This is a genomic window from Corallococcus sp. AB045, assembly GCF_003668895.1.
GTDB classification, from domain to species: Bacteria; Myxococcota; Myxococcia; order Myxococcales; family Myxococcaceae; genus Corallococcus; species Corallococcus coralloides.
The window spans coordinates 1-17,575 of record NZ_RAWN01000191.1; the positions used below are offsets into that span (position 1 = coordinate 1).

General features: G+C 70.6%; 15 protein-coding genes and 2 pseudogenes. 8 read left to right on the forward strand and 9 right to left on the reverse strand.

The features are described from left to right. Together D7Y21_RS32740 and D7Y21_RS32745 are read left to right on the forward strand one after the other, a co-directional pair. A pseudogene (locus D7Y21_RS32740) lies at positions 1 to 698 on the forward strand (hypothetical protein); the annotation flags it as partial. Between the two features lie 8 nt (positions 699 to 706). Then, positions 707 to 1,231: a tetratricopeptide repeat protein gene (locus tag D7Y21_RS32745; RefSeq protein ID WP_120566275.1), complete on the forward strand. Its 525-nt coding sequence runs from the start codon at positions 707 to 709 to the stop codon at positions 1,229 to 1,231. Positions 1,232 to 1,376: 145 nt separating this feature from the next. On the opposite strand, the gene D7Y21_RS32750 is transcribed toward D7Y21_RS32745, so the two are convergent. From D7Y21_RS32750 to D7Y21_RS32765, 4 genes are all read right to left on the reverse strand, one after another. Beyond that, a complete protein-coding gene (locus tag D7Y21_RS32750; RefSeq protein ID WP_121717768.1) occupies positions 1,377 to 2,573 on the reverse strand; it encodes a M48 family metalloprotease in 1,197 nt (398 codons plus the stop codon). A gap of 15 nt (positions 2,574 to 2,588) precedes the next feature. Continuing rightward, positions 2,589 to 3,773: a tetratricopeptide repeat protein gene (locus D7Y21_RS32755; protein WP_121717769.1), complete on the reverse strand. Its 1,185-nt coding sequence runs from the start codon at positions 3,771 to 3,773 to the stop codon at positions 2,589 to 2,591. Between the two features lie 225 nt (positions 3,774 to 3,998). Further along, positions 3,999 to 5,111: an ArsA family ATPase gene (locus D7Y21_RS32760; protein WP_120566278.1), complete on the reverse strand. Its 1,113-nt coding sequence runs from the start codon at positions 5,109 to 5,111 to the stop codon at positions 3,999 to 4,001. Next, positions 5,108 to 6,028: an ArsA family ATPase gene (locus D7Y21_RS32765; RefSeq protein ID WP_120566279.1), complete on the reverse strand. Its 921-nt coding sequence runs from the start codon at positions 6,026 to 6,028 to the stop codon at positions 5,108 to 5,110. The genes D7Y21_RS32760 and D7Y21_RS32765 overlap by 4 nt, the downstream gene beginning before the upstream one ends. Positions 6,029 to 6,224: 196 nt before the next feature. Between D7Y21_RS32765 and D7Y21_RS32770 the strand changes: the two genes are divergently transcribed. Both D7Y21_RS32770 and D7Y21_RS32775 read left to right on the forward strand, forming a co-directional pair. Then, a complete protein-coding gene (locus tag D7Y21_RS32770; RefSeq protein ID WP_120566280.1) occupies positions 6,225 to 6,536 on the forward strand; it encodes a hypothetical protein in 312 nt (103 codons plus the stop codon). 23 nt (positions 6,537 to 6,559) lie between these two features. Then, the gene (locus D7Y21_RS32775; RefSeq protein WP_120566281.1) at positions 6,560 to 7,366 is read left to right on the forward strand and encodes a ParA family protein; all 807 of its coding nucleotides are present in this window, start codon (positions 6,560 to 6,562) and stop codon (positions 7,364 to 7,366) included. Between the two features lie 53 nt (positions 7,367 to 7,419). Here the strand turns inward: D7Y21_RS32775 and D7Y21_RS32780 are convergent, their stop codons facing one another. Next, positions 7,420 to 8,100, reverse strand: coding sequence for a polyhydroxyalkanoate synthesis regulator DNA-binding domain-containing protein (locus D7Y21_RS32780; protein ID WP_120566282.1), 681 nt, complete (start codon positions 8,098 to 8,100; stop codon positions 7,420 to 7,422). 168 nt (positions 8,101 to 8,268) lie between these two features. Between D7Y21_RS32780 and D7Y21_RS43385 the strand changes: the two are divergent. The 3 genes and pseudogenes from D7Y21_RS43385 to D7Y21_RS32790 all read left to right on the forward strand — a co-directional run. Further along, a pseudogene (locus tag D7Y21_RS43385) lies at positions 8,269 to 8,367 on the forward strand (zinc-ribbon domain-containing protein); the annotation flags it as partial. Positions 8,368 to 9,219: 852 nt separating this feature from the next. Further along, the gene (locus tag D7Y21_RS43100; protein WP_233612370.1) at positions 9,220 to 10,359 is read left to right on the forward strand and encodes a hypothetical protein; all 1,140 of its coding nucleotides are present in this window, start codon (positions 9,220 to 9,222) and stop codon (positions 10,357 to 10,359) included. 6 nt (positions 10,360 to 10,365) lie between these two features. After that, a complete protein-coding gene (locus D7Y21_RS32790; protein WP_120566284.1) occupies positions 10,366 to 11,157 on the forward strand; it encodes a hypothetical protein in 792 nt (263 codons plus the stop codon). On the opposite strand, the gene D7Y21_RS32795 is transcribed toward D7Y21_RS32790, so the two are convergent. After that, positions 11,154 to 11,378 (reverse strand): twin-arginine translocase TatA/TatE family subunit, encoded by a 225-nt coding sequence (locus D7Y21_RS32795; protein WP_120566285.1) that lies wholly within the window; start codon positions 11,376 to 11,378, stop codon positions 11,154 to 11,156. The genes D7Y21_RS32790 and D7Y21_RS32795 overlap by 4 nt on opposite strands. A gap of 119 nt (positions 11,379 to 11,497) precedes the next feature. Here D7Y21_RS32795 and D7Y21_RS32800 point away from each other — a divergent pair, with 119 nt between their 5' ends. Further along, positions 11,498 to 12,214 carry a glycerophosphodiester phosphodiesterase family protein gene (locus D7Y21_RS32800; RefSeq protein WP_121717771.1) on the forward strand — a complete coding sequence of 239 codons (717 nt, stop codon included), beginning with the start codon at positions 11,498 to 11,500 and terminating at the stop codon, positions 12,212 to 12,214. Here the strand turns inward: D7Y21_RS32800 and D7Y21_RS32805 are convergent, their stop codons facing one another. The 3 genes from D7Y21_RS32805 to D7Y21_RS32815 all read right to left on the reverse strand — a co-directional run. Then, positions 12,215 to 13,123, reverse strand: coding sequence for a hypothetical protein (locus tag D7Y21_RS32805; protein WP_120566287.1), 909 nt, complete (start codon positions 13,121 to 13,123; stop codon positions 12,215 to 12,217). 190 nt (positions 13,124 to 13,313) lie between these two features. Next, positions 13,314 to 16,565, reverse strand: a complete 3,252-nt coding sequence (locus D7Y21_RS32810) for an MXAN_5808 family serine peptidase (RefSeq protein WP_120566288.1) — start codon at positions 16,563 to 16,565, stop codon at positions 13,314 to 13,316. A 227-nt stretch (positions 16,566 to 16,792) separates the two neighbouring features. Beyond that, positions 16,793 to 17,575: EI24 domain-containing protein (locus D7Y21_RS32815; RefSeq protein WP_121717772.1), on the reverse strand; the 783-nt coding region annotated here is incomplete at its 5' end.

Below are 17,575 nucleotides of genomic sequence, written 5' to 3' on the forward strand. Positions count from 1 at the left end.
GTGGGCTCGGAGAGGAGTATAAGAGACAGGGGGGCAGCGGGGGCACGGGGGCGGTGGATCCGGATCTCAAGGAGTACGCCGACGCGCTCCAGGTGCTGGACGAGAACTGGGACACCTTCGACACGGCGAAGGGGACGAAGGACGGCAAGCTGACGATGGCGGACCTGGAGGCCGTGCTGGACAGCCCGGCGGCGTCCTCCACGCTCAAGCGCGCCGCGCAGTTCTTCACGGACCACCCGGAGTACTGGCACCGCCTGGAGATGGCGGCGAGCGGCGGCCGGGACGGCGTCACCAGCTGGCAGGACCTGGACGCGGAGCTGGACTCGGTGGCGAAGCCGTCGAGCGGCAGCGGCCGGAGCACGGGCGGTTCGCGGGCGCGCGACATCGTGGACAACCCGAACCTGAGCATCGAGCAGAAGGTGCAGGCCCTGCTCATGGGCATCACCGAGGACACCGACGGCGAGCTGCTGGACGTGATGAACGAGATGGCCAGCGCCCGCGAGGAGCGCGCCACGCTGGGCGCCAGCGACTCGGACAAGGCGCGCGGCGCGAAGCTGGACACGAGCATGAAGGAGCTGGAGCTGCGGCTTCAGACGCTGATGGAGAAGCGCAAGGCCATGTTCGACCTGATGAGCAACATGTCATCGAAGTTCAACGAGATGGCGAAGACGGCCATCTCCAACCTGCGCAGCGCGTGAGGGCCGCCATGGGACGCATCATCAAGCACGAAGGCGGCGAGGGACTGACGATGGAGAGCGGCACGGCGCGCAGGCTGAAGGCGTTCGCGCGGGGGGAGACGACCTGGGCGGAGGTGGAGGGGATGACCTTCGAGGAGGCGAAGGCCATCGCGCAGGTGGGCTGCGACCTGGCGGCGGCGGGCCGGCTGGAGGAGGCGCGCATCCTCTTCGAGGGGCTCGTGGAGGGGAACCCGAAGGACTCCGCGGCGCACGCGGCGCTGGGCACCGTGTACCAGAAGCTCGGGAGGGTGGAGGACGCGCTCACCGAGTACACGCACGCGCTGACCGGAGACCCGCGCAACCCCGTGGCGCTGACGGGCCGTGGCGAGCTGCACCTGCGCCGGGGCGAGCGGCAGGGCTTCACGGACATCGCCAACGCGGTGGAGGTGGATCCGCATGGCGAGACGTCCGCGGGCCGCCGCGCGAAGGCCCTGGTGAAGGCCATCACCCTGGTGGCGGTGGAGAAGTTGAAGGAGGGTGCTCCGCCGACGTGAGGCGTTGACGGGAGAGACGTTTCAGGACGGATGTGCCACCGGACAGTTGGGGAGCGGTCCGGGGGCGGCCGGCCGGAGGGTGGGCCTGGATGGCGAGGGGGAATGGCGTGGAGGCCCATCCACCGGCGGCTTCTTGAAAGCGGCTTCAGGGCATGTCGAGCGCGGTGAGCCGCTCCCCGATGGGGGGATGGCTCATGCCCTTGAGCACGACCCAGCGGGGAGGCTCGGGGTCCATCTTGTTGACCCGGGCGGCTTTCACCAGCATCCGGCGGAAGGCGCCGGGGTCGCCGGTGAGGTTCAGCCCGTAGCGGTCCGCCTCGCGCTCGCGCTCGCGGGAGAACGCTCCGGACACGGGGGCCGCGAGCGTGATGAGGAGGAACACCACCAGCGAGATCAGCGGCAGGGTGCGGATGTCGCCCGCGCGCTGGACGCCCCACCAGCCCCGGCGGGCGGACAGGCGCTGCAACTGGTCGATGAGGAGGAGCAGGGCCAGCACCGCGAGAGAGGAGACGATGCGGCCAGGCCAGCGTGGCTCGTTCACGTGGCCCGCCTCGTGCGCCACCGCGGCCAGGATTTCATCCTCCGAGAGCTCGCTCAGGATGACGTCGTTGAGGACGATGGTGCGCGTGGGGCCCTGGCCAGCGAAGTACGCCTGGATGCGCTTGGACTTCACGGACGTCTTCTCCACCACCACGTCGGAGAAGGTGATGTCCGCCTTGCGCATCAGCGCGGTGATGCGCGAGCGCAGCGGCCCCTCCTGCAACGGGGTCTGGTCGTAGTAGAGGCGGGCGCGGTACGGGTCCAGGGCGGAGGACACCAGCATCAACAGGGCCACGGGCACGCCCAGCACCAGCCACCACCGGCGCACGCGGCGGGCCAGGCCATACAGGCCGACCACGAGCGCCGTCAGTGCGATGGCGCCCACGAGGGTGCCCTTGAACCACATCCACGCGAAGGTCGCGGGCGTGTCGTTGGACAGGCCGTGCCGGTGCTCCAGCACGTAGAAGAAGTACACGTTCGCGGGGGCGTAGAGCAGCTGGGTGGCCAGGTCGATGAAGAGCGCGAAGAGGAGCGCGGCCCCCCAGCCGGGCTCGCCCCACAGCCGGTCCATGGCGCTGATGAAGGCGCGGCTCACCGGGGCCTTGCGCAGCTTTCCGCCAAACCCGCGCTCCAGTGCCGCCGCCGCGGCCGTCGCGCCCCGGTACACGGGCCGCACGAGCACGGCCAGGATGAGCGCCGACAGGGCCAGCCGCACCAGCGGGTCCACCGCCGCCCGGATGTAATAGGGCTGGTGGTAGGCGTGGATGTCGGCGAGCTGCTCCGGGGTGAAGAGCGGTTCCATGGCCGGCGGGGGACGCTAGCGGTGCTTCGCGCCCGCGTTGGAGGCGGGCATGGGCACGGAGACCCCTTCCGACTCCGTGTCGGCGTCCGCGTCCGCGAGCAGGAGCGTCTTCACCTTCTCCAGGCTCTGGCGGGTGCGGTCCACGAAGGCGTTCTGCGAACCGATGCGCTCGGCGGCCTCCAGCGTGCGCTCGTAGATGTTGATGGACTTGGTGAGCAGCACGCGGATCTTCTTGCGCAGCTCCTGGCGGTAGACCTCGGCCTCCTCGGCGTTGAGCTCCGGGGGCGTGGGCGAGTTCACCATGTGCTCGTGGAGGTTCTCGTACAGGGCGCCAATCTGCGCGCCCGCGGCGGTGGCCCAGTAGCCGTTGCCCACGCGGATGGAGCGCAGGTAGTGGCCCTGCGCGGACAACAGCAGCTCCGCCTTGTAGTTGAGGTCCTGCGCCAGCCCGTCGCTGCCCCGGCTGGCCTCCAGCTTCACGGCTTCGTAGTGCAGCCGGTAGATTTCCCCCACGAAGAAGTGCGCCTGCGCGGGGAAGTAGTCCTCCACCTCCGCCTTGTCCGGCAGGGCGTCATACGCGGCCAGCGCCTTGCGCAGCGTCCCTTCCGCGTCGTCGGTGCGGCCGGCCTCCACCTGGCAGATGCCCTGCTGCACCTGGGCCTCGATGCGGCGGCCCGCGGGCAGGTCCGCGCGCGCGGCCAGCGTCGTCAGGAGCTTCACCGCCTCCTCGTAGCGCTCCAGGTGGTAGAGCGTCTCCGCCACGCGGAAGGACGCGTCCAGCGCGTCGCCCTGGCCCTTCTCCGGCTCCGCCAGTTCGGAGAAGCGCCCGTAGGCGTCGTCCCACTCCTTGAGGCGCTGGTGCGCGAGGCCCGCGTTGTAGAGGGCCTGCCGGCGGTGCTGGCTGTTGGGGTGGAAGTCCACGAGCCGGCCGAAGTAGCGCGCCGCCTGCTTGAAGTCGTTGGCGGCGAAGGCGGAGGTGCCACCCGCGAAGAGCTCCTCGTCGTTGAGCTTGTCCAGCTCCAGGTCCGCCGTCACCGTGACGGGGTCGAACTCCACGACCTGCTTGTTCGCCGTGGCGTCCGGCTTCGCCGCCGCGCCCGTGGTGCGGCAGCCCGTGAGCGTCAGGCCCAGGCCCAACACGCCCACCCACAGCCACCGCCGGGCGACTCCGGCTGACTCCATCCGCTTCCTGCCGTGCATGCAGCTCGCTCCCATCCGGACGCCCACGTCACCCGGTGCGGCCCCGGACATCGACACCCCGGAGACCCGCCAGGTTCCCGGAAGTGCTCTCCAGAGTCCGCCAGTCTAATGCGGGAAGGCCTCCGGTGCTTTGTCGCCCGTCCGCCCGGCATGAACGCCGCCTCGCGCCGGAAATGCCCGGCGGCTCCGAGCCTCCGGCGCGTCACGCGGGGTGGGGGAGGGCGCTCAGGCGAGGACGTCGTCGCCCAGGAGGTAGCGGCCGGTGCCCCACAGCGCGGTGAGGTCGTGCACGTCCAACCCGAAGCGCGGCACCTGGATGAGGGGCGTGCCCGGACAGGCCGCGCGCAGCTGCGCCAGGCCTTCCAGGTCCTGCTGCGCCAGCACCTGGGTTTCGCGCAGCGTCTCCTCCACCTTCGCGCGCCGGGTGGGCGTCAGCGTGGCCGCGTCCGCCCACTGCGCCTGGGTGGGCAGCGGGTGCACGCGGTTCACCACGATGGCCGTCATCTCCATGCGGTTCTGCTTGAGCAGCTTGTGGAAGTGGATGGCCTCGTCCAGCCGCTCCGGGTTGGGGCTCGTCACCAGCACGAAGCCCGTCGTCTGGTCCTCCAAGAGCTCGCGCACGCCGCGGGCGCGCTCGCGGAAGCCCTCGTTCATGGAGGAGAGCGTCAGCATGAAGGAGGACAGCTCCTGGAGCATCTCCGTGCCGGTGAAGCGCGACAGCGCGCGCGTCACGTAGCTGCCGCCCAGGTTGAAGAGGGACAGGCCCACCTTGCCCGCCTTCAGCGCGGGCGTGAGCAGCCACTTGGCCGCTTCGTTGTCCAGGAAGTCCAGCACCCGGTTGGGCGCGTCCAGGAAGTCCAGCGCGTGCGCGGTGGGCGGCGTGTCCAGCACCACCAGCTCGTAGTCCTTGCTGCGGCGCAGGTCCCAGACCTTCTCCATGGCGATGTACTCCTGGCTGCCCGCCAGGGCCGTGGAGAGGGACTGGTAGAAGCGGTTGGCGAAGATGCGCTCGCGCTGCTCCGGCGGGGCCACGCGGGTGATGAGGTCGTCCCAGGTGGCCTTCATGTCCAGCATCATCGCGTGCAGGGGTGCCCTGGGCTTCACGCCCAGGCGCTCCAGCACGGACGCGGGCACCTCCGCCTCTTCGTTGCCCAGGCCGGACAGGCCCAGGGAGTTGGCCAGACGCTTCGCCGGGTCGATGGTGCACACGATGCTGGGCCGGCCATCCACCGCCGCGCGCAGCGCGAGCGTCGCCGCCACCGTCGTCTTGCCCACGCCGCCGGAGCCCACGCAGATGAGCACGCGCTTGTTCGCGAGCGCCGCTTGCAGCGCCGTCATGCTCCCGTGCCTCCCGTCACCATCTCGTTCAGGTGCCCCATCACCGTCTCCACCGCGTCCCGTCCGAAGCTCGGCACGAACAACCTGGGCACCGTGTACACCGGCGCGTGGAGGTTGCGCTCCAGCTTCGTGCCCGCGAGCACCGCCTGCGACGCGCGGTCATGGTGCGCCTGGGCCACGCGCAGGAGCTCCGGGTGGCCCGCGAGCGCCTCCAGGTCCGCCTCCGTGAAGCGCTGGGGGAAGGCCTGGTTGAGCACCGCCGCGTGCGTGCGGATGTGCACCCTGTCCCTCAGCGCGCCGTGCAGCTCCAGCGCTTCGTTCACCGGCATCTCCTCCGGCAGCGCCACCAGCACCGCGGCGGTGACGGAGGGGTCCACCAACAGGTCGCGCATCTTCAGCGCCTCGCGCGTCATGGGGCCCGGCGGCACCGTCTGCAGGAGCACCTGCGGCACGCTCAGGAAGGAGATGGCGTGGCCGGTGGCGGGCGCGTCCAGCACCAGCGTGTCGTACTTCCAGCGGCCGTCCGGCAGCTTCTCCTGGAGGTGGAAGAGGATCTTCCCCAACAGCACCAATTCCTGGAGCGACGGGATGAAGCGCAGGAAGTAGCGCACCAGCCGGTTCTCGAAGACCGTCTTGTAGAGGGTCTCGAAGCGCAGGACCATCAGGCCGTACTCGCGCATGGCCTCCTGGGGGCGCACGTCCACCGCCCAGAGGTTCTCCTCCAAGAGCTTCACCTCCGGGCCCGCTTCGGGCAGCTCCAGGATGCGGCTGACGCGCTCCTGGGTGTTCACTTCACACACCAGGGTGCGCCGGCCGGCGCGCACCGAGGCCAGGGCCAGGGCGGCGGCGATGGTCGTCTTCCCCACGCCCCCCTTGCCAGAGACGATCCACAGGCGTTTGTCGAGCAGTCCGGCCATAGAGGGCGCGCGAACCGTAGGGATGGGCTCCCGGAGAGTCAACGAGAGTCCACGAGCGGAAATCCCCATTGTTGCCCTGCTTGACACGTCGCGTTGGCCCCTCCCAGAGTGCGGCGTCCTCTTCCTGACGTCCCGCCTGTCCCGACGGCCGAGTCGCCTGTTTCGTGGTGGGCCGGACCCGAACGGTTCCAAGAACATGCTCAAGAACAACCCGGTGATGAAGAAGCTCGTGGAGACGGGCGAGGAGCGCGTGGGCAAGCTCGCGCAGCAGCTGCTCTCCAACGAGAAGTTCGTGGCGGCGGTGCAGACGCTGGTGTCCCGCTCGCTCGCGGCGAAGGGGACGCTGGACGCGGCGCTGCGCACGGCGCTGTCCGCCATGAACCTGCCGTCCACGGCGGACCTGGAGCAGCTGCGCTCGAAGGTGGACGACCTGGAGCGGCTGCTCGCGTCCGTCGAGGGCAAGGTGGACACGCTGGTGTCGAACACGTCCTCGAAGAAGAAGGGGTAGGGCGCGGCAAGCCCTCAAAAGCCATGCGGCGCATCGCGTTCATCAACGAGAAGGGCGGCACCTGCAAGACGACGCTCGCGGTGAACACCGCCGCGTGGCTCGCGCTGGAGCAGCGCCGCCGCGTGCTGCTGGTGGACCTGGACACGCAGGGCCACGCGGGCAAGTCACTGGGCTTGGACGTGCGCACGCTGCCGCGCAACGTCTTCCACCTGCTCACCGACGCGGAGGTGTCCCTGGCCTCCGTGGTGCGCCCCACGGGTGTGAGCGGGCTGGACGTGGTGCCCGCGTACAAGGAGATGGCGGACTTCCCGGTGGTGGTGGCGCAGGACCCGCGGCGCGCGCACCGGCTGGCGGACCGCATGCGCGAGGCGGAAGCCGCGGGCTACGACATGGTGCTGTTCGACGCGCCTCCGTCCATGGGGCTCACCACGCGCAACATCCTGGTGGCGGCCACGGAGGTGGTGGTGCCGGTGGCGCTGACGTACCTGGCGCTGGACGGGTGCGCGGAGCTGGCGGAGACGGTGCGCCAGGTGGGCGAGGCGGAAGGGCGCTCGGATTTGCGCGTCACCCGGGTGGTGCCCACGCTGTACCGCAAGACGGCGCTGGCCACGGCCATCCTGGAGCGCCTGCGGGCGTACTTCCCGGACGCGCTCGCCGCCACGCCGCTGGGCTACAGCGTCAAGGTGGACGAGGCGCAGAGCCACGGGAAGACCATCTGGGAGTACGCACCCCAGAGCCCGGGGGCGCGGATGCTCGCGGCCATCGCGGCGGAGATTGACGGCGGGGCCCCTCCAGCGAAGCGGAAGCGGACCCGGCCGAAGGTGGCCTGAAGCGCCGGCGCCCGCTTCCTCACGGGCGCCACGGCGTTCAGGCACGGGGCACTTCAGGACTCGCTGGCGTCCTTCTTGTCGCCCTTCTCCACGGCGTCGAGCTTCTTCTCCAGCTCCTCCAGCCGCTGCGCGAGCGCCTGCATGTCGCGGCCCAGGGCGGGGAGGTTGCCGGTGAGGTTCTCCACGACCTGCTTCACGCGCTCGTCGATGCGGCGCTGGAAGTCCTCGAAGGCGCGCTGGCTGGCCTTGAGCAGCTCCGCCGGGTTGAGGCTCGCGGCGTTGCCTTCGGCCTGGGGCGCCGCGGGCGCGGCGGCGGCGGGGGCCTCCGGGGGGGCCTCCTGCAGGCTGCCGTCCTCGCGGCGCAGCAGCTTGTCCAGCCGCTGCTCGGCCTCCTCGCGGATGGAGGCCACGCGCGGCGAGACCTCCTTCTGGATGAACCCGGAGATGGACTCGCCAGGGTGGCGGATGATCTCCCGCAGCACCGACAGCGGCATCTGGTTCTTCTTCTTCTCCTCCTCGAAGATGATCTGCGCGAGGGTGACGGAGGTCAGGTCTTCCTTCGTGCGGTTGTCGACAATCCGCACTTCGGTGCCCTCCTTGATCATCGCGGCGATTTCATCGAGCGTGACGTACCGGCTCTCCACGGTGTCGTAGAGCTTCCGGTTCGTGTAGCGCTTGATGATCTTCGGCTCCTTGGTGTTGCTGGGAGCGTTTGCTTGCTCGGCCTCGCTCATGTCTGTCGTCTCCGACCCCGGCTGCGCCTTGGCATTTACTGGTTTACTTCTTGATTTCCAAAGGGGCGAACCTCGTATCAAAGGGGTTGGAAGCGAGCAAGTTACCCGGGCCCGACTCGCCGTGGTTGACGGGTGGGCCTATGCTCCAAGTCCCCCCGACCCGACCCCATGATCGTCCAGTGCGAACAGTGCCAGACGCGGTTCAAGATCCCCGACGAGAAGGTGACGGAAAAAGGGGTCAAGGTCCGCTGCACCAAATGTCAGAACACCTTTCGGGTGGCGCGTGAGCCCGCGCCAGCCCTGAGCGCCCCCCCGCCCGCTGGCCCTCCGGCCGAGCAGGCGGACCCGTTCCAGTCGTTCGGGGACGCCCCGGAGCCCACCGGGGAGGTCACCCGGCCGGGTGCCGCGTATTACGCGCCCGGCGCCCCCGCGGTGAAGTCCCAGGTCCAGTCCTGGGGTGACGTGGATGTGGACATCGACGTGGACGCCCCGCAAGCGGCCCCCGTCCGGGCCCCCGCTACGCCGGGCGCCTCCGGGGCGATGATGCCGTTCGACCCGCCCACGCCGTCTCCGGGAGTCGCGTCCCGGCGTCAGGCGGCCCCGCCGCCGCCGCCCCCGAATCCGGTCGTGCCGGACCTGGATGACCCGTTCGCGGACTTCATGCTGGATGCCCCGGCGCCGAGCGCTCCGGTGGCCGCTCCCCGGCCGGCCGTGGCGGCTCCTCCCGCGGCGGCGCCCCGCCCGGTGCCTCCGGGGGCCTTCGCGCCTCCCGCCGCCCGCGCTGCTCCTCCCGGGGCGTTCGCGGTGGGGAACGCGGGTGCGGCCCGCCCGGCGGCCGTGGCTCCGAGCGGACCGGGCGCGTTCGCCGCGGAGGCCGCGCCTCTGGGGGCCGCGGCGCCCAGGGGCCCGGTTCCTCCAGGGGCGGTGGCTCCTTCGCCTCCGAGGGCCGCCCCAGCCGCCACTCCGGGGCGTGCCGCCATGCCTCCAGGGCCTGGTGCCGCCCCGGCCGGGGGCCCGGCACCGTCGGGCGCTGCCCCCTCGCGTGCCGCCATGCCTCCGCCCGGAGCCCCCGTCGCGCGCGTGCCTTTGGCCTCGGTCCCTGCGGGGGCGTCACGTCCCGTGGCCGCCCCGGGGCTGGCCGCCGCCGGTCCAACGGGCCTCGCGCCGGATCCGCTCTTCGACTTCCCCATCGACGCTCCGGCGGCCCCGGACGCCGCGGCCCTGCGGCACGCCGCGAACGTCGCCGCGGCGCCCTCGCCGAGCGGCGCCACGGCGGTGGGGCCGGCGGTGCCCTCGCCGGGCTTCGAGAGCGAGGATCCGTTCGCGTCCATCGACATGGCGGCTTCGTCCCCGGACCTGTCCGCCGCGCCCGAGGACACCCACGTCGGTCCGGAGCCGATGGGCGACCTGTTCGACTTCTCCGGCGCGGGGGCCTCCGGTGAGGAGGGGATGGCCGCCTCCGACACCGGCCGCGCCGCGCTGCTGGGGGACGTGCCCGCCGAAGCGGGCGCGGAGGAGCCCGGCGGCATCTCGCTGCTGAGCGACGTGCCGGCGTACGACGACGGCGACCCGTTCAAGATCACCACGCCCCGCCGCGAGGTGGTGGACCTGGCCAGCATGCGCTCCGGGCCGGCCGTCACCGTGGCCAAGCCCTCCGTCCGCATCCAGGACGTGGGCATGCCCCAGCGGCGGATGACTGGCCGCGCGCGGAAGCTGACGGGGCTGGTCCTCAACCTCGCCATCGCCACCGTGCTGGTGGTGGCCCTGGGCGCGCTGGGCGCCATGTACCTGCGCGACGGCAAGGTGGACCCCTCCACGCTGTCCCCGGACCGCCTGCGCACGCTGGTGCTGCCCGCGTCCCGCCCGTTCATCGCGAGCGACGTGTCCAACGGCCTCTACGAGACGCGCGACGGCCGTATGCTCTTCGTCGTGCGCGGAGAGGCGGAGAACCGCACCGGCGCAGCAGCGGCCGTGCGCGTGCGCGCCGCCCTCTTCGACGGAGACCAGCGGGTGCGCTCCACGGAGGGGCTCGCGGGCGCGCTGGCCACGCCGGAGGAGCTCCACGCCGTCACCACCCGCGAGGCCGCCACCGCGCTCCGCCAGCGCATGGACGCGGCGTCCCTGCCGGTGCCGCCGGGTGGCAAGGTGCCCTTCCTGGTGCTGTTCCAGGAGTTCCCCGCGGACCTTGCCGGCCACCGGCTGGAGGTGACGCTGGAGCCCATCCCCTCCGAACCCACCGCGGACCGCACGGGAGGCTGAGGCGTCATGTCCACGCTGGAGGAGGCCCGCGCGCTCGCGCGCAACCTGCACGCCCTGGGCGGAGGCGCCACCGTGCGCCGCAAGGCCGCAGCGCGCGAGCTGGCCCGGCGTGAGCCCTTCGACACGAACGAGCTCATCGGCCACCTGCTGTCGCTGTCCCGCGCCGGGCAGGCCCCCGCCACCTGCGTGCTGTCGGACTTCCTGGCCGCGTTGGACCAGGAGGCCGAGCACATCCCCCACGTGGAGGCGCTCCGGCGCATGGCCCACGTGCAGTCGCTGGAGGCGGTGGCGGACCTCTTCGCCCAGGGCCCCGCGCGCAAGGAGCTGAACGCGGACGCCGCCGCCCGCGCGGACGCGCAGGCCGCCAACCAGTCGCTGGGCCACCTGAAGCAGCAGGCCCGCCTCACGCGCGACCCGGACGTGCTGTCGCGCCTGGCCACCGTGAGCAACCCGGCCGTGCTGCGCAACGTGCTCATCAACCCGCGCCTCACCGAGGACCTGGTGGTGCGCATCGCGGCGCGCAGGCCCGCGCGTCCGGAGCCGCTCGTCGAAATCTGGAAGTCGCCGCGCTGGTCCGTGCGCCACAAGGTGCGCCGCGCGCTGGCCTTCAACCCGTACCTGCCGCCAGAGGTGGGCGCGAAGCTGGTGCCGCTGCTCTCCACCGCGGACCTGCGCGAGCTGGTGGAGGACGCGGGGCTTCTGCCCGCCCTGAGGCAGCAGGCCGCGCGCCTGCTGCTCGCGCCAGCGCCCGGCAGCCCGCCCGGTCCACTGGTGCTCCCGACAGGGGAGGAGTTCTAGGAGCGGCGGTCCTTGGAGGAGCCTTCGGTGAAGTCCGCGTCGGTGCTGCCCCGGCGCGAGTGGGGCAGGTGCTTCACGTCCACCAGGTCGTCGCCGCGCGACGCCTTGCGGAACGAGTAGACGAACTTGCCCACCGCGTTGCCCAACTGCCCCATCCGGGCGGCCGAGAAGACCACCAGCAGGATGAAGCCGAGGACGAGGAACTCTCCGGTGCCCAACATGCGTCGGACACTGCAATAAACCCACCCGCGAGGCAAGTCGCGCCACCGCGTCCGCCCCTGGACGCGCCCGCCACGCCGGCGCTGCGCACGGGGGGCGTTTGAGCGCACACTGCGCGCCCATGCTCCTGCTCGCTCACCGTGGTGCCAGCGCCGACGCTCCCGAGAACACCCTGGAGGCCTTCGCGGAGGCCGTGCGCCAGGGCGCTGACGGCGTGGAGCTGGACGCCATGGTGTGCGGCTCCGGCGAGGTGGTGGTGTGTCACGACGAGCGCCTGGACCGCCTGGCCCATCAGCCCTGGGAGGTGCGCACCACGCCCTGGTGGAAGCTCTCCCGCGCGGACGTGGGCACGCCCCTGGGCTTCGCCCCCGCGCGCATCCCGCTGTTGGAGGAGGTGCTGGACTCGCTGCCGGAGCACTTCCTGGTCAACATCGAGCTGAAGTGCGACCGCTTCGACGACGGCGGCCTGGCGGCGGGCGTGGCGCGGCTGTTGCGCGAGCGCGACCTGGCGGGCCGGGTGGTGGTGTCCAGCTTCAACCCGCTGTGCCTCTTCCGGCTGGCGGCGGTGGCGCCCACGCTGCGCCGGGGCTTCCTCATCGACCCGGACAAGCCCTGGGCCCTGCAGGCGTACGCGCTGAGCCCGCTGGTGTCCTCGCACTCGGTGCACCCCTTCCACGAGGCGTGCACACCGGAGCGCGTGGCGGCGTGGAACGACGCGGGCCTGCGCGTGGCGGCGTGGACGGTGGACGACCCCCGGCGCGCCCGCGAGCTGCGGGACCTGGGGGTGTCCTACCTCATCACCAACCGCCCGGGACGCCTGCGGGAGGCCCTGCGCTGACTAGAAGTCCAGGCCCAGCGTGGTGTTGAAGGCGAAGACGGAGGGCAGGTCGCGGCTGCCGGCGCCCTCCTGGTCGAAGCTGCCCAGGTTGGTGAGCGAAATCTCCGCGCCCAGCTGCAACACGCCGCCAATGAAGCGCGCGCCCGCGTAGAAGCGCGGGGTGAGGTTGTCGCCCGCGTCCACCCGCGAGTACGGCGCGGTGTTGGTCAGCGCGTCGCGCGAGTCGTTGCCCGCGGAGTCCGCCTGGGTGCGGCTCGGGTCGAAGTCCAGCGTGCGCGTGGTGGCGCTGACGAAGTTCAGGTCCAGGCCGCCGTAGGGCGTCACCGTCACCATGCCGCCCAGCGGGAACTGCTTGCCCACGCCGATGTCCAGGCCCGTGGTGGTCAGGTCCAGGTCTTGCGCGCCGAAGAGCTTCGTCACGTGCAGGCGCAGGCCTACGTCCGGCAGGTACGTGAAGCCCTCGTTGACGGCCCACTTCAGCTCGCCCGTGGCCGTCACCATGGCGCTCTTCTCAATCCAGCCCACGCGCCCGCCCAGCTCCAGCGAGAAGGGCAGGCCCTTGCGCACGTGCAGGGACGGCACCAGCACGGAGCCCGGCTGCGCGGCTTCCGTGGGCAGCTGCACGTCCTCCGGGAGCGACACGACGGACAGCTCCGCGTTGAACGCGAAGCCCGAGTGGCCCGTGGTGCGCGGGGGCATCAGGTTCGCGGACGTCATCACCGCGCCGTATGTGCGCGCGAAGGCACGGAAGTCCGCGCTGGCTTCCGCGAACTCGGTGTTGGTGATGACGGGAGTGGTGCCCCGGCGCTCGACGCCGAAGCGGGAAATGACCAGGTCGTTGGCGTCCGCATGGGCCGCGGCCCCTGACAGCGCCGTCGCGAGCACGAGCCACCGACTGAACGTCCGCATGGGGGAATCACGCCTCCGGGACGCATGCCGGCCAAGCGGGCGCCCACCTCCGGCGGACCCTAAATCGGCCCTCGGTGAAGCGTCAACAAAACGGGCGGCCCTCCTCCAGGGAAACGCCCCCTTTGATGGGGGACGTCCGCTGGAAGCGAGCCGCCCATGGGTCAGGCGCTCCGGGGATGACCCCGGAGGATTACTGCTGGCGCGGCTTCACCGGGGTGGTGGCCGTGGCGGCGGGCGTCGCCACCTTCTGGGCCACCTCCGCCGGACGGCGGCGGATGACCAGCGTGCGGCGGCTGGCGAACTCGGTGCTCTCGCGGGCCACCACCAGCACGTTGTTGTTGCCCTCCTTGAGCGTGAAGTCGGAGGTGAACTTCAGCGTGTTGGGCTCGCCGCCCTTGGGGTCCACGGCCTTGAAGTAGACCTTCTGGTCGTTGACCAACACGTAGACGTCCAGCAGGCCGTTGGGGTCCTTCACCGCGCCGGAGAGGGTGAACTTGTCGCCGTTCACCACCACGCCGCCGTGGGACGGGTCCACGTCCAGCTTGATGTCCGGCGGCTGGTGCGTCGTGGTGTACGCCACCGTCTTGGGCGCCACCGCCTTGCCGGTCTTCACTTCCTTCGCGTCCTGCGTGCGCACGAAGGCGAAGCGGTCCTTCTCCAGCGCGACCTTGTAGTAGCCCTTGGTGGTGGCCTCCAGGGCCAGCGTGGCGCCCTGCGGCAGCTTCGCCACCGGACGCGCGTCCGCGGTGGGGGAAGCGAACAGCTCCGCCTTGTCGTTGAGCTTCACCAGGCCCTTCTTCGCCTCCAGCGGGGCCACGGGGCCGTCCTTCACGGGCAGCTGGAGCTTCTCCAGGACGAACTCCTCCAGGGGCTCGTCGAGGATGGCCAGCTTCAGCGGGAAGGTGTCGCCCTTGAAGCCCTTCTTCAGGGACACCTGGAAGCGCGCCGTCTTCGTCTCACCGGGCTTGATCTCCCCCAGTTTGAAGCGGCCCTTCTCGATGAAGATGTTCGCGTCGCCGCCGTTCTTGATCTGCGCGAACGAGTCCAGCGCCGGGCCCACGCCCGTGTTGGTGACGTCCATCACCACCGTGACGTCCTCGCCGCGCTGCACGGCGCCGTCGCCGTTGCACTCGGCGCAGTCATCCACCACCTGCCAGTTGAAGGCGAAGGTGGGGCGGGGCAGCTCCACGAAGGACAGCTCCGACACCAGGGTGTCGCGCAGGGCGCCGTTGTCGTCGAACAGCTTCACCTTCACGTCGTCGCGGCGGCTGGTGAGGTCCTTGGGCAGGCGCACCTGCACCTTCCAGGACTTCTTCTCACCCGGGGCGATGGCGCCGAAGAGGAACTCGCGGCGGTCGAGGAACGCGTTGTCGCTCTCCGTCCAGCCACGCACGCGCTTGAGCGGCTCCGTGCCCTTGTTCTCCACGTTGATGACCATGTCCAGCTGCTCGCCGGCGGCAATCTTGGTGTCGGCGCCCGGGGAGAAGCTGGCGTCCAGCTGCACGTTCTTGGGCGTGGGACCGGGGCTCCAGTCCAGGCCGAGCGCGGCGATGGCGTTGTTGATGCGCTGCTCCTCCTCGTTGCGCTTCTGCTCCACGAACTGCTTGCCCTTGGCGAGCTGCTCGGAGCGCTTCAGTGCCGGCACCTTCAGGACGAAGTCGCGGGCGAACTGGACCTCGAAGTCCTCCTTGATCTCCTCCTGGGACTCCGCGTCCAGCTGGTCGTCCAGGTCCTCGCCCTGGCCGGCCACGTCCACGTCCAGGAGCGGATCATTCTGGCCGTGCTCCTTCTTGTCCTTGGTGCCGGTGCCCGGCTTGGCGGCGACCTTCTCCTTGGGCTCTTCCTTCTTGGCGGCGGCCTGGGCGGCCTTCTCGTCCACCTTCAGGTACTTGAGGCTGGTGCCCGGCTTCTCGCGGTCCAGCACCTCTTCGCGCTTCTTGGCGACGGTGGAGGACTCCGGGTTGCCGAAGTGCTGATCCAGGTCCGCCTCGCCCATGGACTTGCGGGGCGCGAACACGTCCACCCGGTCCGCGGTGACGCGCGTGGGCACCAGCTGGATGTCCGGCACGATGCCCACTTCCTGGATGGAGACGTCACCCGGGGTGAGGTACTTGGCGATGGTCAGCTTGAGCGCGCTGTCGTCCGGGAAGTCGTAGAGCACCTGCACGCTGCCCTTGCCGAACGTCTGGCGTCCGATGATGACCGCGCGGTCCAGGTTCTTGAGCGCGCCCGCGACGATTTCAGACGCGGAGGCGCTGCCCGCGTTCACCAGCACCGCGATGGGGTAGTTCTCCTCGCCGTCCGCGGGGCGCGCGCGCTTCTCCTCGCGCAGCTTGTCGCTGAAGCCCACCGTCGCGACGAGGGTGCCCTTGGACAGGAACGTGTCCGACACCTGGATGGCCTGCTCCAGCAGACCGCCCGGGTTGCCGCGCAGGTCCAGCACCAGGCCCTTGAAGCCGCCCTTGGCGTCCGCCTGCTTGCGGATGTCCGTCAGCGCGGCCTCCAGGTCGCGCGTGGTGTTGCCCTGGAAGTTCTTCAGGCGCACGTAGCCCACGCCGCCCGCGAGCAGCTTGTGCTGCACGGACTCAATCGAAATCATGGCGCGCGCCACCGTCATGTTGCGCGGCTTGTCCCAGCCGTCGCGCTCCACGGTGATGGTGATGCGGCTGTCCACCGGGCCGCGCAGCTTGGACACGGCCTCGTTGAGGTCCATGTTGACGGTGGACTCCTCACCAATCTTCTTGATGCGGTCGTCCTTCTGGATGCCGGCGCGCGACGCGGGCGTCTTGGGCAGCACCTTCACCACGGTGAGGTTGCCCTCCTTCATCTGGATGACGAAGCCCAGGCCGCCGAACTCACCCTTGGTGGACAGCTTCATCTCCCGGTACAGCTCCGGGCGCAGCAGCACCGAGTGCGGATCCAACGTGGAGAGCATGCCGTTGACGGCGGCGTACTCGATGTCGCGCGTCTCCTCGATGGGACGCATGTTCTTGGACAGGAAGTCGAACACGTCCTTCAGCGCGAAGGACATCTTCCACAGGGAGTCCACGTGGGAGATGTCGAACTCCTTCTGCTTGCCGTTGACGTTGACGTTGAGCTTGCCCGTCTCCGGGTTGCCGTCCACGAGCACGTCCGGGACGCTCTTCTCCACGTACTCCAGGGAGGCGATCATCATCTCCTTGGGCTTCACCCGCTTGGGGTCGACGTAGTTCTCCTTCACGTAGAGGATGACCTTCGTGAGGACGCGGAGGCTGTTGAGGTCGTGAGGGGCCTTCTCGCCCTTGCCGGCGGCAGGCAGCGCGCCGTCCCAGGAGTCCTGCCCCGCCTCCGCCGCTCCCACGGTGAGCGGGAGGGGCGCACGGTCACTGCCTGCGAATGCCCAGGCCCCCAACAGAACGGCGACGGCGGTGATGCGGCGGAAGATACGCGGCATGCGGTTCATCCCAGCTGGGGCGCGAGAGGCGCCCCGGGTGATGCGTGAAAAGCCCTGTGAATCCGAACGGTTCGACGTAAGCCAAGGAACCAGGCAGCGGCCGGGCAAGCCTAATCACGGCTTCCAGGTGCTTCAAGGCGTGGCGTTGTCACTAGCGACCGAGAACGTCTGCCGCAGGCAATGCGTTCCCGGGGAGCCTGGACGTACGGACACCCGGCCTCCCCCTTTATTTCGCGTCAGCCCCTGGCATCCGGTGGCGGGGGCAGGTCCCCGGCCTCCCTCAGGGCCCGGTAGAGGAGGGTGCCCCCGACGATGGCCACCGGGAGGAAGAAGGTGTTGAGGATGGGAACCCACAGGAGCAGGTAGACGCCCGCGCCGAAGCCCAGGCAGAGGGCCCGGCGCTCGCGCAGCATGCGGCGCACCTGGGCGAAGGGGTACAGGTGGCGCGTCATGGGCGCGGCCAGGTGCTCCGCCGCCATCCAGAGCATGGTCCACAGGCTGGCCAGCACGGTGAACGCCACGCTGCCCAGGCCCGGCACGAAGTTCAGCGGCAGCAGCACCGCCAGCCCCAGGAAGAGCAGCGCCATGCGGGCGAGCGTGTGCAACAGCCCTGTCGTCATGCTCCGCAGGAACGAGGCGGGTGAGAGCACGGCGTCCGCTCCCGCACACTCGGCCTCGGTGGCCTCCGACACCGGGTCCTGCAGCGGGGTGAGGAGCAGCGGAGGCACCACGTTGGCGCCCACCACCCAGGCGACCAGGGAGCCCAGCACGAGCGCGGTGTGCCAGCCGGCCTGTCCGTACCAGGAGTCGGGCCGGGCCCACACGGACTCCAGGAGTCCGGGGGCGTAGCGGTAGAGCAGCACGGCCAGTCCCACCAGGGTGATGGCGGTGAGGACCGCGCACAGGCTGGAGAGGAGGAAGAGGCGGCGCGAGCGGAAGATGAGCCCGAAGGCGCGGCCGAGCACGCCCACGCCCTGGAGGAAATCCGACAGACGGGGCCGGGGGGACAGGGTGGGGAC